This window comes from Kitasatospora purpeofusca (assembly GCF_042691725.1).
Classification (GTDB): Bacteria; Actinomycetota; Actinomycetes; order Streptomycetales; family Streptomycetaceae; genus Kitasatospora; species Kitasatospora purpeofusca_B.
Genome location: NZ_CP170483.1, coordinates 2946461 through 2970423, shown reverse-complemented (window position 1 = coordinate 2970423; position 23963 = coordinate 2946461). Strand labels below are relative to the sequence as shown.

22 protein-coding genes are annotated in these 23963 nt (G+C 73.4%); 13 read left to right on the top strand and 9 right to left on the bottom strand.

Features of this window, described 5'->3' with window-relative positions:
• Positions 1-5: 5 nt before the first annotated feature.
• On the bottom strand, positions 6-488 hold the full coding sequence (locus ACFCLZ_RS12370; RefSeq protein WP_380284945.1) for a hypothetical protein: 483 nt from the start codon (positions 486-488) through the stop codon (positions 6-8).
• 140 nt (positions 489-628) lie between these two features.
• Positions 629-1330 (bottom strand): 4'-phosphopantetheinyl transferase family protein, encoded by a 702-nt coding sequence (locus tag ACFCLZ_RS12365; protein ID WP_380284944.1) that lies wholly within the window; start codon positions 1328-1330, stop codon positions 629-631.
• Between the two features lie 273 nt (positions 1331-1603).
• On the opposite strand from ACFCLZ_RS12365, the gene ACFCLZ_RS12360 reads away from it, so the two are divergent.
• A complete protein-coding gene (locus ACFCLZ_RS12360; protein WP_380284943.1) occupies positions 1604-3061 on the top strand; it encodes a choice-of-anchor A family protein in 1458 nt (485 codons plus the stop codon).
• Between the two features lie 151 nt (positions 3062-3212).
• Here ACFCLZ_RS12360 and kynU read toward each other — a convergent pair whose 3' ends face one another.
• On the bottom strand, positions 3213-4439 hold the full coding sequence (gene kynU, locus ACFCLZ_RS12355; RefSeq protein WP_380284942.1) for a kynureninase: 1227 nt from the start codon (positions 4437-4439) through the stop codon (positions 3213-3215).
• Positions 4440-4520: 81 nt separating this feature from the next.
• The gene (locus tag ACFCLZ_RS12350; RefSeq protein ID WP_380284941.1) at positions 4521-5351 is read right to left on the bottom strand and encodes a tryptophan 2,3-dioxygenase; all 831 of its coding nucleotides are present in this window, start codon (positions 5349-5351) and stop codon (positions 4521-4523) included.
• A gap of 189 nt (positions 5352-5540) precedes the next feature.
• On the opposite strand from ACFCLZ_RS12350, the gene ACFCLZ_RS12345 reads away from it, so the two are divergent.
• Complete coding sequence (locus tag ACFCLZ_RS12345) at positions 5541-5975, top strand: Lrp/AsnC family transcriptional regulator (RefSeq protein WP_380284940.1); 435 nt, start codon at positions 5541-5543, stop codon at positions 5973-5975.
• 22 nt (positions 5976-5997) lie between these two features.
• The gene (locus tag ACFCLZ_RS12340) at positions 5998-6540 is read left to right on the top strand and encodes an NADPH-dependent FMN reductase (RefSeq protein ID WP_380284939.1); all 543 of its coding nucleotides are present in this window, start codon (positions 5998-6000) and stop codon (positions 6538-6540) included.
• 41 nt (positions 6541-6581) lie between these two features.
• Here the strand turns inward: ACFCLZ_RS12340 and ACFCLZ_RS12335 are convergent, their stop codons facing one another.
• Complete coding sequence (locus ACFCLZ_RS12335; RefSeq protein WP_380284938.1) at positions 6582-7217, bottom strand: MarC family protein; 636 nt, start codon at positions 7215-7217, stop codon at positions 6582-6584.
• 180 nt (positions 7218-7397) lie between these two features.
• On the opposite strand from ACFCLZ_RS12335, the gene ACFCLZ_RS12330 reads away from it, so the two are divergent.
• The 3 genes from ACFCLZ_RS12330 to ACFCLZ_RS12320 all read left to right on the top strand — a co-directional run bounded on the left by ACFCLZ_RS12330 (position 7398) and on the right by ACFCLZ_RS12320 (position 10890).
• Positions 7398-7958 (top strand): DoxX family protein, encoded by a 561-nt coding sequence (locus ACFCLZ_RS12330; protein WP_380284937.1) that lies wholly within the window; start codon positions 7398-7400, stop codon positions 7956-7958.
• Between the two features lie 151 nt (positions 7959-8109).
• Positions 8110-8739: an FxLYD domain-containing protein gene (locus ACFCLZ_RS12325; RefSeq protein WP_380284936.1), complete on the top strand. Its 630-nt coding sequence runs from the start codon at positions 8110-8112 to the stop codon at positions 8737-8739.
• A gap of 351 nt (positions 8740-9090) precedes the next feature.
• Positions 9091-10890, top strand: coding sequence for a glycosyl hydrolase family 18 protein (locus ACFCLZ_RS12320; protein WP_380284935.1), 1800 nt, complete (start codon positions 9091-9093; stop codon positions 10888-10890).
• Positions 10891-10999: 109 nt separating this feature from the next.
• Here the strand turns inward: ACFCLZ_RS12320 and ACFCLZ_RS12315 are convergent, their stop codons facing one another.
• Entirely contained in the window at positions 11000-11560 is a 561-nt protein-coding gene (locus ACFCLZ_RS12315; protein WP_380284934.1) for a MarR family winged helix-turn-helix transcriptional regulator, read from the bottom strand.
• A 170-nt stretch (positions 11561-11730) separates the two neighbouring features.
• On the opposite strand from ACFCLZ_RS12315, the gene ACFCLZ_RS12310 reads away from it, so the two are divergent.
• From ACFCLZ_RS12310 to ACFCLZ_RS12295, 4 genes are all read left to right on the top strand, one after another.
• Positions 11731-13071 (top strand): MFS transporter, encoded by a 1341-nt coding sequence (locus tag ACFCLZ_RS12310; RefSeq protein ID WP_380284933.1) that lies wholly within the window; start codon positions 11731-11733, stop codon positions 13069-13071.
• A gap of 232 nt (positions 13072-13303) precedes the next feature.
• Entirely contained in the window at positions 13304-14911 is a 1608-nt protein-coding gene (locus ACFCLZ_RS12305; protein WP_380284932.1) for a dolichyl-phosphate-mannose--protein mannosyltransferase, read from the top strand.
• Positions 14912-14935: 24 nt separating this feature from the next.
• A complete protein-coding gene (locus ACFCLZ_RS12300; protein WP_380284931.1) occupies positions 14936-15718 on the top strand; it encodes an ABC transporter permease in 783 nt (260 codons plus the stop codon).
• 244 nt (positions 15719-15962) lie between these two features.
• Entirely contained in the window at positions 15963-16550 is a 588-nt protein-coding gene (locus ACFCLZ_RS12295) for a TMEM165/GDT1 family protein (protein WP_380284930.1), read from the top strand.
• Positions 16551-16574: 24 nt separating this feature from the next.
• On the opposite strand, the gene ACFCLZ_RS12290 is transcribed toward ACFCLZ_RS12295, so the two are convergent.
• Positions 16575-17738 (bottom strand): peptidoglycan-binding protein, encoded by a 1164-nt coding sequence (locus tag ACFCLZ_RS12290; protein WP_380284929.1) that lies wholly within the window; start codon positions 17736-17738, stop codon positions 16575-16577.
• 315 nt (positions 17739-18053) lie between these two features.
• Between ACFCLZ_RS12290 and ACFCLZ_RS12285 the strand changes: the two genes are divergently transcribed.
• Complete coding sequence (locus ACFCLZ_RS12285; RefSeq protein WP_380284928.1) at positions 18054-20126, top strand: DHA2 family efflux MFS transporter permease subunit; 2073 nt, start codon at positions 18054-18056, stop codon at positions 20124-20126.
• 6 nt (positions 20127-20132) lie between these two features.
• Here the strand turns inward: ACFCLZ_RS12285 and ACFCLZ_RS12280 are convergent, their stop codons facing one another.
• Entirely contained in the window at positions 20133-20612 is a 480-nt protein-coding gene (locus ACFCLZ_RS12280) for a MarR family winged helix-turn-helix transcriptional regulator (protein WP_380284927.1), read from the bottom strand.
• A gap of 64 nt (positions 20613-20676) precedes the next feature.
• Here ACFCLZ_RS12280 and ACFCLZ_RS12275 point away from each other — a divergent pair, with 64 nt between their 5' ends.
• Positions 20677-21048, top strand: coding sequence for a cupin domain-containing protein (locus tag ACFCLZ_RS12275; protein ID WP_380284926.1), 372 nt, complete (start codon positions 20677-20679; stop codon positions 21046-21048).
• 44 nt (positions 21049-21092) lie between these two features.
• Positions 21093-21419 (top strand): antibiotic biosynthesis monooxygenase family protein, encoded by a 327-nt coding sequence (locus ACFCLZ_RS12270; RefSeq protein WP_380284925.1) that lies wholly within the window; start codon positions 21093-21095, stop codon positions 21417-21419.
• Positions 21420-21501: 82 nt separating this feature from the next.
• Here ACFCLZ_RS12270 and ACFCLZ_RS12265 read toward each other — a convergent pair whose 3' ends face one another.
• Entirely contained in the window at positions 21502-23856 is a 2355-nt protein-coding gene (locus tag ACFCLZ_RS12265; RefSeq protein WP_380284924.1) for an LPXTG cell wall anchor domain-containing protein, read from the bottom strand.
• Positions 23857-23963 lie beyond the last annotated feature (107 nt).

Below are 23963 nucleotides of genomic sequence, written 5' to 3'. Positions count from 1 at the left end.
GGGCGTCAGGCGCCGGTGGTGGAGCCCGGCCGGACGATCATCAGCACCACGACGACCGCCCAGAGCAGGTTGAAGACGCCCGCCGTCATCGGGAGCAGGGCGAGCCCCTTGACCGCCTTGCCGTGGTCCTCCGAGCCGGCCTCCAGGCCGAGCGCGTCCACCGCGGCCTGCTGCGCGGGCAGCACGAACAGCAGCAGCGCCAGGGCCGCGACGCCGGTCAGCACCATGGAGGCGATCATCCAGGACTGGCCGAGCACGTCCATCACCTGGGCGACCCCGATGCCGAGGACCGGCACGGCGACCCCGAGCAGCGCGTAGACCTGGGTGATCCGGTGCAGCAGCCGCAGCATGCCGGCGTCGGCGGCCTGCTCGGGCCCGCCCGCCAGCGCGGCCTTCGCCCGGCGCGGGAACATGCTGACGGCCACGGCCACCGGGCCGATGAACAGCACCGAGGCGAGGACGTGCAGGCTCAGCAGGAACTTGGCCATGGCGGGGCACCCTTGCGACTCAACGGGGGCGGCCCGTCGGCGGTCGCGGTGCGGGCAGCCGGGGCGGACGGTTCTCCCGCCCCGTCCAGGACGCTAACACCGCTTATCCGACCGGCCTCCACCCCCGTCCGGGCCGGGCCTCAGAGGGCGTCCAGCGCCACCACCCGCGGCGCGACCTCGCAGACCGCCGCGACGGCGGCGCCGTGCGCCTCGTCCACCCAGTCGAGCAGCTGGAGGCCCTCGAAGGGGCTGAGCAGCGGCCGGCCGCCGGGCAGGTCGAGCGGGAGCCCGGAGAGGTCGACGGCGGCCAGGCCGTCGAGCGTCGTCCGGCCGATCTTGATCAGCGACTCCTTGCGGACCCAGAGCCGCAGGAAGGCCCGCGCCGGGTCGGCGTGCTCCCGCACCTGCCGCAGCTCCGCCTCGGCGAGCACCCGGGGCGCGACGTCGAGCAGGCTTCCGCCGCGGTCGGTCAGCTCGACGTCGACGCCGATCGGCCGGTGCCCGGCGGCGGCGGCGACCACGCCCTTGGTGTGCGAGAGGCTGACCTCGATCCCGGGGTGGTCGGGCAGGCCGGGCTTGCCGTGGTCGCCCTTGCCGCAGTCGGGGCAGTGCTGGGCGAGGGTCACCGCGGTGGCCGGGACGTCGAGCAGGTCGGCGGCGCAGAGCCGGACCAGTACGTGCGCGGCGATGAAGTCGACCCGCCCGGACTCGTGCCGGAAGCGGGCGGCGCGCTCCTTCTCCACGGCGGTGAGCAGGTGCTCGCCCGCCCCGGGGTGGCGCAGCACGTCGGCGCTCGTGGCGACGGTGGCGATCGCGTCGGAAGTCATGCCCGCGGAAGTCATGCCTCCAACCTAGCGGGGCGGCGGGCGGCCGGGGAGGACACGATCACCTCGCCGGGTCGGATGATTTTCGGATCGGCGCTGATGGTCTGTAGGGTATGGTTCGTCCGATTTGGTGTCGGATATCCCGAATCTCTGGATTCTCTGGGAATCGACCGGGATGAGCCAGGATCAACTGGAACGCGGCAGGCGTTCTCTCCCGCCTGCCTTTTCTCTGCGCGGAGGAATGTGTCGATGGGTCAGGGAACCGGTACGCCCGGTCACAGAAGAGCCACCGTGGAGCGGCCCCCCGCCCCCCGCGGCCGCCGCAACGCCCGGATCGCGGTGGCGACCGCCGCCGCCGTGCTGCCGTTCGCGGCGGTGCTGACGGTGGGTTCGGCCGCGCCGCTGGCCCCGCCGCTCGGCGCGTGCAGCGGGCCCGACTGCCCGGCCACCTGGCCGCCGCCGAACAACGGCGACTTCCCGGGCCGGGACGCCACCATCAACGTCTTCACCGGCGGTTACTACACGGTCACCGGCCGGGCCGCCGAGGCCGAGGGCAAGATCGTCACCCTCGGGGACTTCACCGTCGACAAGAGCCAGGGCGGCGGCGCCTTCAACGCGGGCGTGGTCGGCGTCGGCTCGCGGGTCGTCCCGCCGAACGGCAGCGACTTCCTCACCGTCGGCGGCAACGTCACCGTGCTGACCGGAAACTCCCTGCTGATCGGCGGCAGCGACTCCCGGGGCCAGGCCTTCGGCAACCTGCGGTACGCGGGCGCGCTCACCGGCACGGTCGCCATCGACCCGACCGGCCAGGCGATCCAGGACGCGAACGCCGCCGCCCCCTACCAGTCGGTGCTCACCCAGATCGAGGACGTCTCGGCCTGCGTCGGCCGGGCCGCCGCCACCGGCACCGTCGCGCTCACCAGCAGCGAGGCGACCTTCACCGGCGACGGGACCAGCATGAAGCAGGTCTTCAACGTCACCGGGAACCTCGCCTCGCCGTCCGGCGGGCAGATCGGCCTGGTGTTCACCAACATCCCGGCCGGCGCGACCGTCGTGGTCAACATGCTGTCGGCCGATCCGGTCATCAACACGTACACCGGCACCGGTCTGCCGGGCGATCCGACCACCGAGATGCGCTCCAAGCTGATGTGGAACTTCCCCACGGCCACCAGCGCGCAGATCAACGGCAGCGCGCAGTTCCAGGGCGCGGTGATGGCGGGCAACCCGGCCGGCACCACGACCATCGACATGCCGGGCATGAACGGCCGGGTGTACCTGGCGGGCAACCTGATCCAGACCGGCAACGGCGGCTACGAGATCCACAGCTACCCGTTCGACGGCGACCTGCCGGACTGCGAGGTCACGCCGAGCCCGTCGCCCACCTCGCCGTCGCCCTCGCCGACGTCCCCCACGCCGACCCCGACCACCACCTCGCCGGCGCCGACCTCCCCGACGCCGACCCCGACCACCACGTCCCCGGCGCCGACCTCCCCGACGCCCACCGAGACCACCACCTCCGCGGCCCCGACCAGCCCGACCGCGACGGCCAGCTCGTCCAGCGCCGCGCCCACCAGTCACGGCCCGACCAGCCACCACCCGACGCCCAGCCACGGCGGCGGGGGCGGCGGCCAGCTGCCGTCGACCGGCGCGGGCAACGCCCCCGTGGTCTTCGGCCTCGCCGGTGCCGGCCTGCTCGCCCTCGGCGGCCTCGCCGTCCTGGCCGCCCGTCGCCGCGGCCGCCACAGCTAGCAGCCGTAGCCGCAGTCGGCCGCGGCTCTCGGCCCGCGGCCACCAGGGCCGCCCGGTCTCCCCGACCGGGCGGCCCGACGCGTGCACGCCCCCGCGCGCCCGGGCCGGCCGATCCAGGAGCGCACGGCGCCGTGACGTCGGCGGCCCCGCCTCAGGTCACCTCGCCGCGCCGGGAGAAGCGCTCGTCCTTCCACTCGCCGCTCTCCAGCACCCGCGCCAGGTGCCGGGCCGCGTCCCACACCTCGGTGTGCGAGAGGTACAGCGGGGTGAAGCCGAAGCGCATGAGGTCCGGCGCCCGGAAGTCCCCGATCACCCCGCGGGCGATCAGCGCCTGCACCACCGGGTAGCCGTCGGCGTGCCGCAGCGCGACCTGGCTGCCGCGCCGGGCGTGCTCGCGCGGGGTCACCACCTCGATGCCGTCCAGGCCCTCCACCAGGCCGATGAACAGATCGGTCAGCGCCAGGCTCTTGGCCCGGACGGCGGCCCGGTCGGCCCGCTCCCAGACGTCCAGCGAGGCCTCCAGCGCGGCCTGGCCGAGCAGCGAGGGCGAGCTGGTGAGGAAGCGGCCGATGCCCTCCTTCGGCGCGTACCCGGGCTCGAAGGCGAACGGGCGGGCGTGTCCGAACCAGCCGCTCAGCGGCTGCGGTGCCCCGGCCGCCAGATGCCGCTCGGCGACGTACAGGAAGGCCGGCGAGCCGGGGCCGCCGTTCAGGTACTTGTAGGTGCAGCCGACCGCGAAGTCGGCGCCGCTCGCGGCGAGTTCGACCGGCAGCGCGCCCACCGAGTGGCAGACGTCCCAGATCATCAGCGCCCCGGCGGCGCGCACCCGGGCGGTGATCCCGGGCATGTCCAGCAGCTCGCCGGTCCGGTAGTCGACGTGCGAGAGGACGACCGCGGCGACGTCCCCGTCCAGGTGCGCGTCCAGCTCGGCCGGGTCGATCAGCACGCTGCGGGCGCCCGGGACCAGCCCGGTCACGCCCTCGGCGATGTAGAGGTCGGTCGGGAAGGCCGCGCGGTCGCCCAGCACGGCGGAGCGGCCCGGTCGCAGCCGCAGCGCCGCCGCCAGCACCTTGAACAGGTTCACCGAGGTGGTGTCGCAGACCACCAGCTCCTGCGGGGCCGCCCCGACCAGCGGGGCGATCCGCCGGCCCAGCCGGTAGGGCTGCTCGAACCAGCCGGCGTCGTTCCAGCTGCGGATCAGCTCCCGGCCCCACTCCTGCTCGACCACCGTCCGCACCCGCTCGGGGGTGCGGACCGGCAGCGCGCCGAGCGAGTTGCCGTCCAGGTAGATCACCCCCGGCGGCAGGGCGAACTCCTCGCGGAACGCCGCCAGCGGGTCGGCGGCGTCCAGCGCCGCGCACTCCTCGCGCGTGATCATGCCCTGCCCCTCCATCGTGTCGCCCCTGCCCACTGCCTGTTCATGCCCGCTGCCTGTTCATGCCCGCTGCGCGTGGCGCCGTCACAGCCCGTCCCGGATCGCCCACAGCTCGGGGAAGACGTCCTGCTCGGCGGAGCGGCGCAGCCAGGTCAGGCCGCTGGAGCCGCCGGAGCCCGGCTTGCCGCCCATCGACCGCTTGACCGCCGCCAGGTGGCGCTGGCGCCAGCGGGTCACCCGCTCGGCGACGTCCAGCAGCGCCTCGGCCAGCGGCAGCAGCCCGGCGTGCTCCTCCTCGGTGTAGACCCGCCGCCAGGCGGCCGCGACCGCCTCGTCGGCCTGGTGCCGCTGCGCGGAGACGGTGTCCGGCACGGCCAGGCCGCGGCGGCCCAGCAGGGCGAGGGCGTCGTCGTACAGACCGGGGGAGCGCAGCGCGTCGTCCAGCTCGGCGTGGGTCCGCGGGCTGTCCCGGTACATGTTCAGCAGCGCGGCGTTCTTGTTGCCGAGCAGGAACTCCAGGTGCAGGAAGGCCGAGGACTGGAAGCCCGAGGCCTCGCCGAACAGCGGGCGGAAGGCGTTGAACTCCTGCGGGGTGAGCGTGGCCAGCAGGTCCCAGGATTCCACCAGCACGTCCTGGACGTGGGTGCCCCGGCGCAGCGCGGCCAGCGCGCCGGGCAGGTCGTCCGCGCGCAGGGCGTGCTGGGCGAGCGTCCACTCGTGCCGCAGCAGGCCGAACAGCAGCTCCATCACCTGGGTGGTGACGATGAACGACAGCTCGGCGGGCGCCTCGCTGAGCGGGTGCTGCAGGCTGTGCAGCTCGTCCAGCCGGACGTAGCGCGCGTACGGGGTGCCCCGCTCCGGCTCGCCGCCCCGCCCGAACGACAGGTTGGGCCTCTCCACCGTGTCGTGCCCCATGCCCGATCCCTCCAGACGTCATCGGCGAGTACCGGGGCCCCATTGTGCGGCGGCCCGTCCCGCATTTGAATGGGCGGCGGGCACGGCAACCGCGGCCGCGCCTGTCGTACGAGAGGTGTTTTCCCGATCCTCTTCACGATCGCAAAGCAGCGGGATCCAGCCAACCGGACCACACCCTCAGGAGCCGCCGTGGACGCCGTCGACCGCCGACTGCTGGCCGAGCTGCAGGCCGACGCGCGGCTCTCCTACAACGAACTCTCCCGCCGGGTGAGCCTGTCCGCACCCGCCGTGGCCGAACGGGTCCGCCGCCTGGAGGCGGACGGGGTGATCAGCGGCTACCACGCCCACGTCGACCTCACCCGCTCCGGCCTGCCGATCACCGCGCTGGTGCAGCTCCAGTGCTACGGCCCGCGCTGCGTGCTGCGCGACCCGGCGGTGGCCGGCTGGCCGGAGGTGCTCCAGTTGCACCGGGTCACCGGCGGAGCCTGCTGCGTGCTGCTGGTCGCCGTTCCGGCGATGGCCGATTTCGAGGCCCTCATCGACCGCCTGGGCGGCTACGGGCAGCCGGCCAGCTCGATGATCCTCTCCAGTCCCGTTCCCTGGCGGCCGGTGGTCGTGCCCTGAGCGGGCCGATAGGTTCCTGCCCATGCCGAACGACCGTCACATCCTGCTGCTCCCGGGCAGCCTGCGCGCCGGGTCCGTCAACGAGACCGTGCTGCGCACCGCCGCCGCCGTGGCGCTGGCCACCGAGGGGGTCGCGACCACCTACTACACCGGGCTGGCGGGGCTGCCGCACTTCAACCCGGACCTCGACACCGATCCGCTGCCGGAGCCGGTCGCCGCGCTGCGGGCGGCGGTCGAGGCCGCCGACGCCCTGCTGATCTGTACGCCCGAGTACGCCGGGACCCTGCCCGGGGCCTTCAAGAACCTGCTGGACTGGACGGTCGGGGGCATCGAGATCGCGGACAAGCCGACCGCCTGGATCAACGCCGCCGGGACCGGCCGCGGGCTGGGCGCCGAGGCGGCGCTGGGCACGGTGCTGCGCTACACGGGGGCGGCCGTGGTCGAGGCGGCCTGCGTCCGGCTGCCGCTGGCGCGCGGGGACGTCGGCGCGGACGGGCTGGTCGCCGACCCGCTGGTGCGCGACCGGATCGGGGAGGCGCTGGTCCGGCTGGCCGCGGCCGGCTGAGCCGGCGTGCCGCCGCCCGCCCCGCCGCGCCGCAGCGCGGCTCAGTGCCCCTCGGGCAGGTGCACGCCGAGCCCGGACAGCCCTTCGAGGAACAGCTCGACGCCGACCGCCGCGAGCAGCAGGCCGAGCAGCCGGGCGACCACCTCCAGCGAGGTCCGGTGGGTGCGCAGCATCAGCGGGGCGAGCGCGGCGACGCAGACGAAGTTGATCACCACCACGGCGGCGTACGCGCCGGCCACGGTGGCGCGCCAGCCCCAGTCGTCCTTGGTGAGCGAACCGACCAGGACCGCGGTGACGGCGAGCGGGCTGGCCAGGTACGGGAGCATCAGCTCGCGGATGCCGTCCACCAGCGGGCCGGCCAGGTGCTCGTCCGCCTCGTCGGCGCCGGAGCCGAGGTGGACGCCGAAGACCAGCGCGACCGCGTAGACGAAGAAGATCAGTCCGCCGGCGAGCTGCAAGGACTGGTCGCTGATGTGGAACAGCGAGGTGACGAAGTCGGCGCTGAAGGCGAGGAGCGCCCCGATCACCGCCGAGATGACCGTGCTCCAGGCCGCCAGCCGCCGCAGCTCCCCGGTGCTCCGGGTGCCGGCCAGCCGTGCGAAGGACAGCAGGACCTTCGGTGGGCCGACCACGGCGAAGAAGGCGATGAAGGCGCTGCTCAGGTCGAAGACGAACATGCGCCAAGCATGGCCGCGACGATCACCACCGCCCGGCTGCCACGCCTGCCCGGATTATTCCCGTTCGTCCCGCGATTCGCCCGAACGGATGCCCCGGGTCGAGCCGGCGGGCGGTTTCGGCTGCCATGGAAGCCGGACCGTCCCTCCGCGCGGCGGAGGGCTCCCGAAGGGGACGAGGACATGGCTCTGAACCGTAGCGACCTGGGGCTGCTGGCCCTGCGTGGTGCCGTGGGCGGGGTGCTGATCGCCCACGGCACCCAGAAGCTGTTCGGCTGGTTCGGCGGTGGCGGCCTGGAGGGCACCACCAAGGCGATGGAGGCGATGGGCTTCCACCCGCCGCGGCAGAGCGCGCTGGCCGCGGGCCTCGGCGAGGCGGGCGGCGGCGCGCTGCTGGTGGCCGGGCTGGCCACACCGGTGGCCGGCGCGGTGGTGGCCGGGACGATGGCGGGCGCGGTCGCGGTGCACGCCCCGTCGGGGTTCTTCGCGATGTCCGGCGGCTACGAGTACCCGGCGTTCCTCGGCGCGACCGGTCTGGCGCTGGGCCTGGCCGGGCCGGGCCGGTACTCGCTGGACCACCTGACCGGGCACGCCTTCAACCAGCCGTGGACCGGCCTGCTGGCCTTCACGGCGAGCGCGGCCTCGGCGTACGGGGTGGTGGCCCGCCGCCGGCACGCCGTCCGGCTGGCGGAGGAGCGCGCGGCGGTGGAGGCGCAGACGCAGGAGGGCTCGGGACTCTCCTGAGCCCCTCCCGCCCCGCCCCCTCCCGGCCCGGGCTCACCCGAACGCCGCAGCCCTGTTGGCGGGCGCCGTCCGCGCCCCGGAAGGTGGGCGGGGAGGCACGCCGGACACCCCGCGCCGGCCAGCCGCCACCGGCGAAGAATCGAGGAATCCGATGGACCGCCAGTCGACCCGCAGCCCCGCGGCCCCGCCCCGGCCGACCGCCGCGGACCCGCACACCCCCGTCGTCCGCCGCCCGCGCCGAGCGCTGACAGCCGCCCTGGTCGCCGCCCTGCTCGGCGGGGCCGCGCTGGCGGGCTGCTCCTCCGACGGCAGCGGGGGCGCGACCGGCAGCGCGGCCTCCTCGGCCGCCGCGCAGGCGGGCTCGGCGATCGCCGGCGCCGCCTCCGCCGCGGCCTCGGCGGCCAGCGCGGCCCTGGGCACGGCGGCGACCGGGCTCTCCTCGACCGCCGCCTCGGCGGTCGCCTCGGCGCAGGCGAAGGCCTCCTCGGCGATCGCCGGGATCAAGGGCGGGCTGGACGCGAAGGGGGACATCGCGGTCGGGGCGGTGTCCATCGTCAACGACAAGGCCGAGGCGTCGCTGACCGTCACCAACCACGGGCAGCAGGCCGGCCGGTACGTGATCCAGGTCAACTTCACCGACGACAGCGGCAATGTGCTGGACGTGACCGCGGTGACCGTGCCGGACCTGGCGGCGGGTCAGAGCACGGAGGCGAAGGCGCAGAGCAACCGCGACCTCTCGGGCTCGGTGAAGGCCGTCGTCGCCAACGCCGTCCGCTACTGAGCGCCGCCGGCCCCGCGCCGGGCGGCCCGCCGCACCCCGTACGCCCCCGCTGACCCGCAGGTCAGCGGGGGCGTACGGGCTCCCGGGGAACCTTAACGGCGGCTCAAGGCTCAACATCACCCCTTGACGGGGTAGTTGGTCTAGTCCATTTTAGTGCCCAGGTGCAGGGAGCCCCTGAGCCGGCGTCAGCGGTTCGCCGCTGACGCCGGTTCGGCATATCCCGGCGTCCGTCAAGGCATGTTCCGCTCGATTCCCCCATCCCGTTCTGTCATGTCCCGGTCGTACGGCCCCACCCCGTACCTGCGCCCCGGGACAGGTCGGAATCCCCCCACACCCAGGAGTCACGCACCCATGCTCCGTTCACGCATCGAAAGGGCCGGGGCCCCGGTTCAGGAGGGCGGCCGTCGCAAGCGGTCCAAGAGCCTGACCGCGATCGCCGCCGGTACCACGGCCTCCCTGCTGCTCGGCACGGGCCTCGCGCTCAGCGGCGGCGCCACCGCCAACGCCGCCGTCGGCAACAGCACCGGCGCGCCCGCCACCAGCGGTGGCATCAAGGTCGCCTACTACGACCAGTGGTCGATCTACGCGAACGCCTACTACCCCAAGACGATCCAGGACACCGGCGTCGCCGCGAACCTGGATTACATGATCTACTCGTTCGCCAACATCCACCCCACCAACCTCACCTGTTTCCAGGCCACCAAGGCCGCGAGCCAGGAGGAGAACAACCCGAACGCGGGTGACGGTGCGGCGGACGCGTTCGCCGACTACCAGAAGAGCTTCGGCCCGGACATCTCGGTCGACGGCGTCGGCGACGCCTGGGGCCAGCCGATCGCGGGCAACTTCAACCAGCTGAAGAAGCTGAAGGCGAAGAACCCGAACCTCAAGATCCTGATCTCGCTGGGCGGCTGGACGTACTCCAAGTACTTCTCCGCGGCGGCCTCGACGGACGCTTCGCGCAAGAAGCTGGTCTCGTCCTGCATCGACATGTTCATCAAGGGCAACCTGCCGGTCGACGCCGGCTACGGCGGCCCGGGCGCGGCGGCCGGCATCTTCGACGGCATCGACATCGACTGGGAGTACCCGGGCGGTGGCGGCCACCTCGGCAACGGGGCGAGCCCGAACGACAAGCAGAACTTCACCCTGCTGCTGAAGGAGCTGCGTGAGCAGCTCGACGCGCAGGGCAAGGCCGACGGCAAGACCTACCACACCGCTGCCGCGGTGGGCGCCGGCCAGGACAAGATCAAGAACGTCGAGACCGACAAGATCGGTCAGTACCTGTCGTTCCTCGACATCATGACGTACGACATGCACGGCGCCTGGGATGCCAAGGGCCCGACCAACCACCAGGCCCCGCTCTACTCCGGCCCGAACGACCCGATGACCCCGATCCCCGGTGGCACCGGCAAGTACTCGGTCGACGACGCCATCAAGGCCTACACCGTGGGCGACCCGCAGTACGGCATCGCCGGCGGCTTCCCCGCGAAGAAGATCAACGTGGGTGTGCCGTTCTACTACCGCGGCTGGACCGGCGTCCAGAACAACGGCAAGAACGGTCTGTTCCAGTCCGCCACCGGCCCGGCCCCGGGCTCCGCCCTGTCGGGCAACGTCGGCGGCATCCAGATGTACAAGGAGCTGGCGGGCTTCGTCGACAACCCGGCGAAGACCTACTGGGACGAGGACGCCAAGGCGAGCTACTTCTACGACGGCAACGTCTTCTGGTCCGGTGAGGACACCCGCTCGATCCAGGCCAAGCTGGACTACGCGCACTGCAACGGCCTCGGCGGCTCCTTCGCCTTCTCGCTGTACAGCCTCGGCAACAAGCCGGCGCTGTTCAACAAGATGGTCGAGGCGACCAACGGTTCGGCCGCGGGCTGCCCGGCCCCGCCGGTGACCACCCCGCCGACCACCCCGCCGACCACGCCGCCCACCACGCCGCCGACCACCCCGCCCACGACTCCGCCGACCACGCCGCCGACCACCCCGGCCGGCTGCGCGGGCGCCCCGAGCTGGGACTCGGCCGCCACCTACGCGACCCCGACCAAGGTCTCCTGGAAGGGTCGCTTCTACACCAACAAGTGGTGGACCAAGGGCGACGACCCGAGCGCCAGCGGCTCCTGGGGCGTCTGGACCGACAACGGTCCCTGCTGACCCACCACTGATCGGATGAGGGCCTGACGGACCCTCGCACCGCGCACGAAGAGTCCGGCCCGCCGGGGAGTCCCCGGCGGGCCGGACTTCTGTCTGTGGTGCGCGCCGCTCAGCCCTGGTCGGCGGTGCGCGCGGGGGCGTCCGGCCGGCTCTCCTCGATCCGGCGCAGCATCCGGGCCAGCATCCCGGAGAGCACCGTGCGGTCCTCGCCGACGACGTCCTGGAGCAACTCCTCCTCGAAGACCGCGGCCATCCGCATCGACTCCAGCCACTTGTCCCGGCCGAGCTCGGTCAGCTCGATGATCACCCGGACCCGGTTGGCCTCGTCCCGCTCCCGGGTGACCAGCCCCTCGGTGACCATCCGGTCGATCCGGTGGGTCATCGCGGCGGGGGTGAGCCCGAGCCGCTTGGCCAGCTCGCCGGGCCCGAGCCGGTACGGGCTGCCGGCGACCACCAGGGCCTTGAGCACCTCCCACTCGGCGGAGGTGATTCCGAGCACAGTCAGCTGCCGGTCGTAGGCGACGGCCATCCGCCGGGCGACCCGGGAGAGCGTCTGCACGATGGTCTCCACCTGGGGGTCGACAGTGGGGAATTCCCGCTGGTAGAGGGCCACCTGCTCGGCGATGCCCAGTTCGCGGGGGGTGGCCGGCGCGGGCTTCTCTGCAGTCATGCGGACCAGTCTCCCATGCGAGATGCACTCCTTAAGCCTTTGACTCAGCACTCTTCCGATGCTAAGACTTTAGGGTCAAACTTTAGCTCTTAAGTCTTCTTCCCTTAAGAGTACGCAACGAAAACTGACGGAGCCCTGACGGCTCCGACCGCAGTGAAGGGGTGTGCACGGTGACCGGCACGGTGAAGCAGCAGAGGCAGCGGCGAGGCGGGGTGGGCGGCCCGCTGCGCCGCGTCCAGATCGGCAACGCGCTCAGCGCGTTCGGCAGCGGATTCACGATGCCGTACATGTTCGTGTACGTGGACCAGGTGCGAGGGCTGGGCTCGCTCGCCGCCGGGATGGTGTTCACCGTCTTCGCGCTGGCCGCGCTCGCCGTCCTGCCGTTCACCGGCCGCGGCATCGACCGGTACGGGCCGCGCCCGGTGCTGCTGATCGGCGCCGCGCTGGCCTCCACCGGCGCGTTCGCCTTCGGGCACGCCACCGGCACCCCGGCGCTGCTGGTCGCCTCCTTCCTGTTCGGCGCGGGTGTCACCACCTGCCAGCCGGCGCTCGCCACGATGATCGTCCGCTGCTCCACCGCGGCGACCCGCTCGCACGCCTTCGCGCTGCAGTTCACCCTGGTCAACCTGGGCATGGGCATCGGCGCGCTGGTCGGCGGGCAGATCGTGGACGTCGCCGACCCGGCCAGCCTGACCCGGCTGTTCACCATCGAGGCCGTGACCTTCCTCGGCCTCGCCCTGGTGACCGGCACCGCCCGGATCCCGAAGGCCGCGCCGCTGCTGGTGCACGAGAAGAGCGACGGCCCGCAGGGCCTGCGCGCCCTGCTCGCCGACAAGGCCATGGTCCGGCTCAGCATCCTCGCCGGGCTGATCTTCTTCACCTGCTACGGCCAGTTCGAGTCCGGCGTCGCCGCCTTCGCCACCGACACCGTCGGCACCGCCCCGTCCACCCTGGGCATCGCCATCGGCGCCAACGCGCTGACCATCGTGGTGCTGCAGATGTTCGTGGTGCGGATCACCGCCCGCGGCCGGCGCACCACCGCGATGGCCGCCGCCGGCGTGGTCTGGCTCGGCGCCTGGGCGATGGCCCTGGTGGCCGGCCTGATCCGGACCGAGGCGATGGCCGCCACGGTCGCGATCGTCGCGATCTACGCCCTGTTCGGGGTCGGCGAGTCGCTGCTCGCCCCCACCATGGGCCCGATCGTCGCGGACCTCGCCCCGGCGCGGCTGCTCGGCACCTACAACGCCGGGTACGCCCTGGTGAAGCAGATCGCGGTCGCCGTCGGCCCGGCGGTGGGCGTCCTGCTGGTCGGCTCCGGCACCTGGCCGCTCTACCTGGCGGCGATGGCCGGCTGCACCGTGCTGATCGTCGTCCTGGCGCGGCGCCTGCGGCCGTACCTCACCGCGGCCCAGGACAACGCGCCCGACCGCTCCGCCGGGGACGAGCAGGCCCCCGCGGCCCCGGTCCGCGCCCCGGCCCGGCCGGTCCGCGAACTCCAGGCGGCCGCCTGACCCCCGGGCGGACATGCCCCGACGGGCGCCGGACAGGTCACCTGTCCGGCGCCCGTCGCGCTTGGTTTCGCGCCCACCGGCACATAGTGTCGGTGGCTGTCGGCCGTCCGGCCGCGGTCACCCGGGCCGGCTGAGGCCGCCCCTCGGCCGGCGCGGGCAGGCCGCGGCCACCGGCAGATCGTGCCGGCGGCCGGCACAACGAGACAGGCGAACCGGCGAGGCTACCGACACCATGACGCAAGCGGCGCTCACCCACCCCCCGGCGGCAGCGGCCCCGCCCGGCCCGGCACCGGAGCGGCGGGGGCTGCTGCGCCGGGCGGCGGGCCGCTCCGACTGGCTCGGACCGATCGCCGTGGCGCTCTTCGCCGGGCTGCTGCGGTTCTGGAACCTCGGCTACCCCAACGCCTTCGTCTTCGACGAGACCTACTACCCCAAGGACGCCTGGTCCCTGCTCGGGCAGGGCTACGAGGGCACCTGGTCGGAGCACGCGAACGAGCAGATCCTGGCCGTCCCGCAGCAGATCCCGCTCACCTCCGCCCCCGAGTTCATCGCCCACCCGCCGCTCGGCAAGTGGGTGATCTCACTCGGCGAGTGGGCCTTCGGCCTGCACCCCTTCGGCTGGCGGTTCATGACCGCGCTGCTCGGCACCGTCACCGTGCTGATGCTCGCCCGGATCGGCCGCCGGCTCTTCGGCTCCACCCTGATCGGCTGCACCGCCGCCCTGCTGATGGCCGTCGACGGCCTCCAGCTGGTGATGAGCCGGGTCGGCCTGCTCGACGGCGTCCAGATGTTCTTCGTCCTGGCCGCCTTCGGCGCGCTGCTGATCGACCGCGACCACACCCGCGCCCGGCTCGCCGCCGTACTGCCCGACGGCGGCGGCGACACCGTCCGGCTCGGGTGGCGGCCCTGGCGGATCACCGCCGGGCTCTGCCTGGGCGCCGCCACCGGGGTCAAGTGGAACGGCGTCATGGTGCTCGCCGCCTTCGGCCTGCTCACCGTGCTGTGGGACCGCTCCGGCCGCCGCTGGGCCGGTGCCCGCCGCCCCTGGCGCGCGATGCTCCGGCTCGACGCGCTGCCCGCCTTCCTCGCCATGGTCGGCTCCGCGTTCGTCGTCTACGTCGGCGGCTGGGCCGGCTGGCTGTTCACCGGCGGCGGCTTCGACCGCCACTGGGCCGACGACCGGGCCGGCCTGTCCCCGGACAGCGTCCTCGGCATCGGGCTGCCGCAGGTCTCGATGAGCTGGGTGCCCGCGCCGCTGCGCAGCCTGTGGCACTACCACGCCCAGATGTACGACTTCAATACCGGTCTGAGCAGCCCGCACACCTACCAGTCCAACCCGTTCAGCTGGCTGGTCCAGGGCCGGCCGGTCTCCATGTACTGGGAGCAGGTGCCGGCCGGCCAGCGCGGCTGCACCGACTCCGGCGGCTGCGCGGCGCAGATCCTCGGCCTCGGCACCCCGCTGCTCTGGTGGACGGCCTGCTTCGCGCTGGTCTACCTGCTCTGGCGCTGGGCCTTCCGCCGGGACTGGCGCTCCGGCGCGGTGCTCTGCGGCGTGGCCGGCGTCTACCTGCCGTGGTTCCAGTACCAGGAGCGGACGGTCTTCTCCTTCTACATGGTGGTGCTCGTCCCCTTCCTCTGCCTGGCCGTGGCGCAGATGCTGGGGGCGATGCTCGGCCCGGCGGGCTGCCCGCCCGAGCGGCGCCGGATCGGTGCGGTCGGCGCCGGGCTGATCGTGCTGGCGATCATGGCCTGCTTCGCCTTCTTCTACCCGCTGTACACGGCGGAGGTGATCCCGATGACGTCCTGGCAGGACCGGATGTGGTTCACCAGCTGGATCTGACCGGTGTCCGGCGGGGGGTCCGTCGTGCCGCTCGCCGCCGCGGGGCAGCTGCTGCCGGTCACCCCGGGGCTGGGCGCGGTCACCGCCGTCCTGCTGCTGGCCGGCGTCGCGGTCGCCGGGTGGGGGCGGCTCGGCCAGGGGCGCGCCGTCCTGCGGGCCGGACTGCGCGCGGTGGCGCAGCTCGCCGCCGTCGCGCTGGTGATCAGCTGGGTGGTCGCCTCGCTCTGGTGGTCGGGGCTCTTCGTGCTGCTGATGTTCGCCGTCGCGGTGCGCACCGCCGGGCGGCGGATGGTGCCGGCCCCCGGGCCCGGGTGGCTGTGGGCGGCCGCCCCGATCGGGGCCGGGGTGCTGCCGGTGCTGGTGCTGCTGCTCGGCAGCGGGCTGCTGCCGCCCAAGGGCCTGTCGGTCATCCCGGTCGCCGGCATCCTGATCGGCGGCGCGCTCACCGCCACCTCGCTGGCCGGGCGGCGCGCCCTGGACGAGCTGCGCCAGCGGCACGGCGAGGTCGAGGCGGCGCTGGCGCTCGGCTTCGAGGAGCGGGACGCCCGGATGGAGATCTGCCGCACCGCCGCCGCCACCTCGCTCGTCCCGGCGCTCGACCAGACCCGGACGGTGGGCCTGGTCACCCTGCCGGGCGCCTTCGTCGGCATGCTGCTCGGCGGGGCCTCGCCGGTCCAGGCGGGCGCGGTGCAGTTGTTCGTGCTGGTCGCGCTGCTGGCGGTGGAGTCGGTGGCGGTGGTGGTGGTGCTGGAGCTGGTCGGCCGGGGGTTGGTGCGGGCCGGGCGGCCGGGAGACGTGATCGGGTAGGCTGGTCCGCGTTGAAGGGGAGTAGCCCTCCACCGGACCGTCGACATACTGGCCCCTCGGGGCCCGGCGCCCGGGGCACCGCGGTTCTGCGGACGGTGCCGGCGAGACCTTCGGCCGCAGTGCTGTGTGTGCGGGCGCGCGTCGTGCGCGTCCCGTGGATTGCCAACCAGTGCTGTCGGGCCGGAGCGACCCCTGACGGAGCTGCTGCGGGCCGGCAGCCCGAACCCGAGGGACACCACCCCCGATGAGTCTGACCGTCGCCGCGATCACGTTCGGCATCATTTTCGTGTCGGAACTGCCCGACAAGACCGCCCTGGCCAGCCTGATGCTCGGCGCCAAGTACCGGGCGAGCTACGTCTTCGCCGGGATCGCCGCCGCCTTCGCCCTGCAGGTGGGCATCGCCCTGGTCGCCGGGCACCTGCTCTCGCTGCTGCCGCACCGCTGGGTGGAGCTCGTCACCGGCCTGCTGTTCCTGGCCGGCGCGGCGATGCTGCTCTTCCACGGCGGGGGCGACGACGAGGACGGGCACGCCGCCAAGGAGCCGTCCGCCAACAGCTTCTGGAAGGTCGCCGGGGCCAGCTTCGTGGTCGTGGCGATCGCCGAGTTCGGCGACCTGACCCAGATCATGACCGCCAACCTGGCCGCCAAGTACGCCGACCCGCTCGCCGTGGGCCTGGGCGCCTGGCTGGCGCTGTGCGCGGTCGCGGGGATCGCGATCCTGGGCGGGCAGAAGCTGCTGAAGCACGTGCCGATGAAGATGATCATCCGGGTCGCGGCGGGCGTGATGGTGCTGATGGCCGGGTTCAGCATCTTCCAGGCGATCAAGGGCTGACGCGGCGGGCGGCCCGGCGCCCGTTCAGCAGCCGGTCCGCGCTTCCAGGGCGGCGCGGGTGCTCGGGCCGTAGACGCCGCGGGTGTCGCCCCGGATGCCGTTGATGTCCTGGAAGTACGTGACGATGAGCCTGGTGCGGTCGTCGTACTTGCCGGTCGGGGGCACCTTCTCCCAGCAGATGATGACGCTGAGCTTCCGCTGGAGCGCCTGGACGTCGGGCCCCTCCATGCCGTACTCCAGGACGCGCACCGTCGGCGTCGGCGTCGGGGTGGCGGTCGGGGCGGGGGCGGGCGCCGTTGTGGTGGGCGCCGGGGCCGGGGTGGCGGGGGCCGTCGCCGGGGGCGCGGTCGCCGGGTCGGGCACCGGTACCGGCGCCGGCGCCGGGGGAGCGGCGGCCACCGTGGTGGCGGGCGCGGCCGGGGGCGGGCTGCCGGCCGTCGTCCGGGCCGGGGAGGGCTTGGCGCCGGTCCGGGTCGGGGTCGGCGTCGCGGAGGGGGTGTCCGTGGTGGGCGGCGGTGCGCTCGGGCTCGGCAGGGCCGGGACGGTCGGGTCCACCGGCGCGAGGCCGAGGGTGGCGGTCGGCACGGGGGCGGCCCGGTCGTCCGGCTCGGAGGAGGGGGTGATCGCGTAGGCGAGGCCCACGGTGACCGCCAGCAGGGCGGCGCCGGCCGCGATCAGCAGGCCCTTGCGGCGGACGAGCGGGCCGCGGGCGTCCTGCTGCTCCGCCGCGCGCCGGGCGGCCCGGCCGCCCTCGGGGGCGGGCGCGGGGGCGGCGTGGGCGAACGGGAAGACGCCGAGCTCGTCCTCGTCCTCGTTCCCGGTGGGCGCGGCCGGCCGCTGGGGCTGCTGGGGCGGCGGCTGCGGCGGGAACGTCGGGGCGGAGGCGACGGGCGGCAGCACGGTGGTCGCGTAGGCGTCGGCGTCCGGGCCCAGCGGGGGAACGGCCGGAGGCAGCACCGCCGTGCCGAACGGGTCGGTGGCCGGCGGAGCGGGCCCCGGTTCGACGGCCACCCCGACCGGCGGGCCGTGCACGACCTGGCCGACGGCCTGCGGCACGTACGGGCGGACCAGCGGCGGGCCCTCCAGGTGCGGCAGGACGGCGGTCTCGTCGAGGCTGCCGTCCGGGACGAAGCAGCCGCACCCGGTGGAGCGTGCGGTGCCGCACGTCGGGCAGTGCTGGTCCGGCATCGGCCGGCCCTCCTCGGTTCTCGGTCGGTGGCGCTCTCGGACTCGGGCTGCGGTGGGACTCGGGTGTCGGACGGGGACGGGCCTGATTATGCAGGACGTCCCTGAGGGGGGACAGGGGCGTCCGGCCCGCTGTGGGGGCCTTGTGCCGGTTGGTGGGGGTTGGGGACCGGGGAACGGTCGATGTGTCGACCTGAACGTCGCACGACCTGACGGTCTTACGTTCGGCTCAACTCAAAACGCGCGAATCGGTGTATTTCTGACAGCATGGTGAGCCGGGAGTGATCACCGCCGAGCTGCTACGGATACGGAGACGCCATGACGGATCCGATCGCCGCGTCCGACCGGGTCCCGGCGGGCGAACCCGGCGCGCCCCCGGCCACCGCGGGGAATCTGTGGGTGCCGATCGGCGCCCTGCTGCTGGCGATGCTGCTCGCGGCGCTCGACCAGACCATCGTCTCCACCGCCCTGCCCACCATCGTCAGCGACCTCGGCGGCCTGGAGCACCTCTCCTGGGTGGTCACCGCCTATCTGCTCGCCTCCACCGCGGCCACCCCGCTCTGGGGAAAGCTCGGCGACATGTACGGCCGGAAGGTCTTCTTCCAGGCATCCATCGTGATCTTCCTCCTGGGCTCGGTGCTGTGCGGCATCGCCCAGAACATGGGCGAGCTGATCGCCTTCCGCGCGCTCCAGGGCCTGGGCGGCGGCGGCCTGATCGTGCTCTCCCAGGCCATCGTCGGGGACCTCGTCGCCCCCCGGGACCGGGGCAAGTACCAGGGTGTCTTCGGCGCCGTGTTCGGCGTCACCAGCGTGCTCGGGCCGCTGCTCGGCGGACTGTTCGTCGACAACCTCAGCTGGCGCTGGGTGTTCTACATCAACCTGCCGATCGGCGTGGTCGCCCTCGCCGTGATCGCGACCGTGCTGCACGGGGCGCAGAGCCGGCGCCGGCACCGGATCGACTACCTCGGCACCACGCTGATCGCCGCCGTCGCCACCTGCCTGGTGCTGGTGACCTCGCTCGGCGGCACGACCTGGGCGTGGGACTCCTGGCAGATCATCGGCCTGGGCGTGCTCGGCCTGGTCCTGCTGCTGGCCTTCGTCCTGGTGGAGCGGACCGCCGCCGAACCCGTCCTGCCGCTGCGGCTGTTCCGCTCGCGGACGTTCAGCCTGGTCGCCGTCATCTCCTTCGTGGTCGGCTTCGCGATGTTCGGCGCGCTCACCTACCTGCCGACCTTCCTCCAGGTCGTCATGAACGTCTCGCCGACGATGTCCGGCATCCACATGCTGCCGATGGTGATCGGCATGCTGGTCACCTCGATCGGCTCCGGTCAGATCGTGGCCCGCACCGGTCGCTACCGGATCTTCCCGATCGCCGGCACCGCCATCACCGTCGTCGGCCTACTGCTGCTCTCCCTGCTCGACGAGCACACCAGCACCTTCGTGATGAGCTGTTACTTCCTGGTCTTCGGCCTGGGCCTCGGCCTGGTGATGCAGGTGCTGGTGCTGATCGTGCAGAACTCGGTCGGCTACCAGGACCTCGGCGTCGCCACCGCCGGCGCCACCTTCTTCCGCTCCATCGGCGCCTCCGTCGGCGTCTCGGTCTTCGGCACGGTCTTCGCCTCCGGCCTCAACAGCCGGCTGCGCGACGCCCTGGCCGGCGTCCCGCTGCCGCCCGGCTTCGACCCCGGGGTGATCAGCTCCGACCCGCGGGTCATCGACACGCTGCCCGCCGCCGTCCAGGACGCGATCCACCACGCCTACGCCGAGTCGATCACCCGGGTCTTCCTCTACGCGGTGCCGGTGGCCGCGGTCGCCTTCGTCCTCTCGCTGTTCCTGCGGGAGCAGAAGCTGCGCAGCACCGTGACCGCCCCCGACCTCGGCGAGTCGATCGGCGTCAACCCGGTGGAGCGCACCTCGCTGGACGAGATCAGCCGGGCCCTGACCGTGCTGAGCGGCCGGGAGGCGCGGCGCGACCTCTACCGGCGGATCACCGCCACCGCCGGCCTCGACCTCAAGCCCGCCTCCAGCTGGATGCTGCTCCAGATGCACCACCACGGCTCCATCGAGCCCGCCGAACTGGCGGAGCGCCGGATCGTCCCGTTCGCGGTGGTGGAGGAGGCGGTGCGGGAGGTCGAGGGCCGCGGCCTGGCCGCGCGCACCGGCGGGCTGCCGCTGCGCCTCACCGAACCGGGCGAGGCGGCGGCCCTCCAACTGGTCGCCGCCCGGCGCACGCAGCTCGCCGAACTCCTCGGCGACTGGGACGAGAAGCAGTACGCCGACCTCGCCGACCTGCTCACCCGGCTGGCCTCCGACCTCTGCGCCGACCGCCGCGACCGTCCCGACCCGCCCGGCCACGAGCCCCCGTACCACGGTGAGGGCCGGTCCTTCTGACGCCTCCTACGCGGTCCCGAACCAGCGCGGGGTGTCCAGCCGCAACGGGTCCCCGGGCGCCAGCGTCCGCAGCGCTTCCTCCAGCTCCCGCAGCGGCTCCTCGCCGCCCAGCCGCACGACCCACTCCGCCCGCAGCTCGTCGAAGATCCGGGCCGAGCGGACCAGGGCGTCGACCCCGCGCGCGGTCAGCCGGACCACCTTGCGGCGGGCGTCCGCCGGATCGGCGCCGCGCTCGACGTACCCGAGCCCCTCGAGCTGCTCGACGGTCTTGCCCGCCGCCTGCTTGGACACCCCGAGCCTGCGCCCGAGCTCGACGGCGGTGGTGCCGTGCGGCCCGATCGCCTGGAACACGAACCCGTGCATCGGCCGGAGGTCCGGGTGCCCCTCGCGGGCGATCCGCTCGTGCAGTTCGTCGATGATCACCCGGAACGCGAACAGCAGCCGCAGCGGCAGCTCGTACCCCGGCGTGGCCTGCTCCCTTGACATTGATAGACAACCTCATTGACCATATAGACAACCTGATTGTCCATTCTAGAGGAGCCACCCACCCTTGTCCGTCATCCGCCGCACCGACGCCCGCCGCACCGAGACCCCCAACGCCGTCATGACCACCTGCGCCTCGCCCACCCAGGGCGGTACCGGCCTCTCGATGTGGCGCGTCGAGATGGACCGGGCCCGCACGGGCCCCCGGCACGCCATGGACACCGAGCAGGTGTGGACCTTCCTCACCGGCTCCGCCGTCGTCGAGCTGGCCGGCGAGGAACTCGCCCTCGGCGCCGGTGACACCCTCGTGCTGCCCGCCGACGCCCCGCGCCGGCTGCGCTCCGACGAGGGCTTCACCGCCGTGGTCGCCTCCCCGGCGCCGTCCACGGCCCACAACCTGGACACCGGGGACAGGGTCGCCCCGCCGTGGATCGTGTGAGGTGTAGCAGACTGCCTTCTCAGAACAACCTGAGGAGGTACGGCGTGTCCGTCGTCAAGATCAATGTCCTGACCGTCCCCGCTGAGCAGCGGGAGGAACTGGAGAAGCGCTTCGCCGCCCGCGCCGGCGCGGTGGAGAACTCCGACGGTTTCGAGTACTTCGAGCTGCTGCGCCCGGTCGAGGGCACCGACCAGTACCTCGTCTACACCCGCTGGCGCGACGAGGAGTCCTTCCAGGCCTGGCTCTCCGGCCCGATGCAGGCCGCCCACCGCCCGGCCGCCCCCGGGGGCGAGGCGCCGCAGCGCCCCGCCGCCACCGGCTCCACCCTCTGGTCCTTCGACGTCGTCCAGGCGACCGGCCCGAAGGCCTGAGGCCACACGCACGGGGCCGCGCCCACGCGGGTGCGTGGGCGCGGCCGTGGTGTCCGCCGTCGGGGCGTCGTCCCTACGGGACTCAGCGGGTGCGGCGGGCCCGGATCATCAGGAGCGCTCCCGCCGCGACGGCGCCGAGTGCGGCGAGCCCGACGAGGGGCAGCAGCCGGGACGCGTTGCTCCCGGTCTCGGGCAGGTGGCCGCCGTGGTGCGGGGGCTTGGTCGGGGGTGCGTGGGTCGGGCTGGGACTCGGGCTGGGGCTGTGGGTCGGGCTCGGGCTGGGGCTGGGGCTGGGGCTCGGGCTGTGGGTCGGACTGGGCGAGGAGGTTGGGCTCGGCGAGGACGTCGGGCTCGGGCTCGGGCTCGGACTGGGAACGGTGACCGGGACCTCGGCGCGGCAGCGCGGGTCGGTCGAGCCGGGCGGGCAGTTGTTCGTGAAGGTCCCGGAGGTGACGGCGTTGCGCAGCACCGCGTCGGCGGCCAGCGGGGAGTGCACGGTGACGGAGTAGTCGATCGTCGCGTTGGCCCCGGTGGCCAGGTCCCCGGTCCAGGTCAGCGTGCTGCCGGCGAAGGTGACGCTGCCGCGGTCCGCGACGGCGTCGTTGTTGTACGCGGCCGAGTTCAGCAGGCCCGACAGGTCGTCGGTGAGGGTGATGCCGGGCGCGTTGACCTGGCTGGTGTTGGTGATCTGGATCCGGTAGCGGACGGTGTCACCGGGCCGGGCGCTGGTGGGGGTGGCCGTCTTGACGATGGTGTAGCCGGGGACCTCGGCGACGGTGTTGCGGACGGTGTTGCTGGTGCGGTCCTGGGTCCGCTGGGTCTGGCTGCCCCGGAAGTGGAGCGTGGCCGTGTCGTCGAGGTGGGTGCCGACGGCGGTCCCGTCGTCCACGGTGACCTGGAAGGCGAGCATGGTCTCGGCGCCCGGGGCCAGGTCGGCGACCGTGCAGGTGACGGTCTGTCCGGCGGCCTGGCAGGCGGGGTTGGACCCGGCGACGAAGGTGGTGCCGGCCGGGATCTGGTCGCTCACGGTGACGCCGGTCGCGGTGTCGAGGTCGGTGCTGCTGCCGTCCTGGTGCCGGTTGGCCACCGTGAAGGAGTAGGTGATGGTCTGTCCCGGGCCGACCAGGCCGGGCGGGTTGTCGTCGGGGCTGCCGGGCGGCGTGTTGGCCTTGGTGATCTGGAGGTCGGGTTCGAGCGCGTCGAGCGCCAGGAAGACCGCCTGCGGCTCCAGTGCGTCGCCGGCGCCGCTGATGCGGACCAGGGCCTGGTTGCTGCCGGCCGGGATCTTGCCGGTGACGTCGATCATCCGGGCGTCGTAGCCGTAGTTGTTGATCGGCGCCGGGTCCCGGGTGGTGATGTTGGTGCCGGTCCCGTCCGTCGCGACGTGGTCGATGCGGCTGGTGAACGCGTTGTCGGTGGCGACCCCGGTGGGGCCGGGCATCGGCACGAGCGTCAGGTTGTCCGCCGCGGAGCCGACGGACAGGTTGTCCCCGGCGATCGGCGCGTCGCCGTCGCCCACGGTGATCCCCATGATCGCCCGCGGGGCCGTGGTGGCGGGGGTGCGGATGCCCCCCAGCGTGAGCGTGGTCGAGTTGTTGGGGTCGCGCAGCAGCTGGTAGCCGTCCCAGACCTGGAGGTAGCGCAGCGGCTCCGCCTGGTCCTCGTAGGCGACCACCAGGGACCAGCCGCCCCAGCAGCCGACGTTGTTGCCGCCGAAGTTCTGCGCGGAGGAGCGCCCGGCGCACGCCTGGATGTCCGCGACGGTGTAGCTGCCGGGGCCGGCCGCCTTGACCTCCGCGGTCACGTCCTTGACCGCCCCGGCGGCCAGCAGGGGCTCCGGCGGGGTCCCGCCGACCATCTGGTCGAACCAGTCATAGGTGTCCGCGGTCACCTGCTGGTAGCCGCTCGCGCCCGGGACCTTCCAGGAGACCAGGTTGCCCAGGTTGATGTCCCCGGAGGTGCCGCCCGCGGTGCTGGTGTTGGTCGGGTTGAACTGCCAGTACAGGCGGGCCGACAGGACGTTCGCCCCGGGCGGCAGCAGCAGCTGCGCGGAGGAGGCGTTGGGCCCCGGCGCGTTCGGGTCGATTTTGACGAACTTGGTCCGGCCGTTGTTCGACCCCTCGGTGTCCGAGCAGACGGTGCCGTCGCTGTCGTCGCAGGTCAGCACCGAGTTGGAGGCCATGGTGAGGTTGCCGTGCGCCAGCAGGTCGACCACCGGGTCCGGGCCGATCGGACGCTGCGTCCCGGCCCCCCGCGGCTTCGGCGCGGCCTTGGCCGCCGGTTTCGAGGCCGGCCGGACGTGGTCGGCCCTCGCTGTTTCCGCCAGGGCCACCGGGGCCGGATCGGTCAGCGCGGCGGCGCCCGCACCGAGCACCACCGCCAGCAGTGCGGACAGGACGTACGGCGGGCGCGGCCGCAGTCGTCGGACAGGGGACACGGGAACCTCGCTGTCGGGAGGTGACGCTGACAGCAGAACCTCGTACCTGCACCGACCGGCGCCGAATCCTGACCGGCGGCACCTTCACACGGCTGGGGCAACAGAAA

Coding starts and splice junctions, on each gene's coding strand:
- ACFCLZ_RS12315 (WP_380284934.1), bottom strand. CDS start 11,560: ATGACTGCAGAGAAGCCCGCGCCGGCCACCCCCCGCGAACTGGGCATC.
- ACFCLZ_RS12280 (WP_380284927.1), bottom strand. CDS start 20,612: ATGTCAAGGGAGCAGGCCACGCCGGGGTACGAGCTGCCGCTGCGGCTG.
- kynU (WP_380284942.1), bottom strand. CDS start 4,439: ATGATCACGCGCGAGGAGTGCGCGGCGCTGGACGCCGCCGACCCGCTG.
- ACFCLZ_RS12295 (WP_380284930.1), top strand. CDS start 15,963: ATGAGTCTGACCGTCGCCGCGATCACGTTCGGCATCATTTTCGTGTCG.
- ACFCLZ_RS12305 (WP_380284932.1), top strand. CDS start 13,304: ATGACGCAAGCGGCGCTCACCCACCCCCCGGCGGCAGCGGCCCCGCCC.
- ACFCLZ_RS12350 (WP_380284941.1), bottom strand. CDS start 5,351: ATGGGGCACGACACGGTGGAGAGGCCCAACCTGTCGTTCGGGCGGGGC.
- ACFCLZ_RS12365 (WP_380284944.1), bottom strand. CDS start 1,330: ATGACTTCCGCGGGCATGACTTCCGACGCGATCGCCACCGTCGCCACG.
- ACFCLZ_RS12335 (WP_380284938.1), bottom strand. CDS start 7,217: ATGTTCGTCTTCGACCTGAGCAGCGCCTTCATCGCCTTCTTCGCCGTG.
- ACFCLZ_RS12325 (WP_380284936.1), top strand. CDS start 8,110: ATGGACCGCCAGTCGACCCGCAGCCCCGCGGCCCCGCCCCGGCCGACC.
- ACFCLZ_RS12320 (WP_380284935.1), top strand. CDS start 9,091: ATGCTCCGTTCACGCATCGAAAGGGCCGGGGCCCCGGTTCAGGAGGGC.
- ACFCLZ_RS12330 (WP_380284937.1), top strand. CDS start 7,398: ATGGCTCTGAACCGTAGCGACCTGGGGCTGCTGGCCCTGCGTGGTGCC.
- ACFCLZ_RS12370 (WP_380284945.1), bottom strand. CDS start 488: ATGGCCAAGTTCCTGCTGAGCCTGCACGTCCTCGCCTCGGTGCTGTTC.
- ACFCLZ_RS12290 (WP_380284929.1), bottom strand. CDS start 17,738: ATGCCGGACCAGCACTGCCCGACGTGCGGCACCGCACGCTCCACCGGG.
- ACFCLZ_RS12285 (WP_380284928.1), top strand. CDS start 18,054: ATGACGGATCCGATCGCCGCGTCCGACCGGGTCCCGGCGGGCGAACCC.
- ACFCLZ_RS12340 (WP_380284939.1), top strand. CDS start 5,998: ATGCCGAACGACCGTCACATCCTGCTGCTCCCGGGCAGCCTGCGCGCC.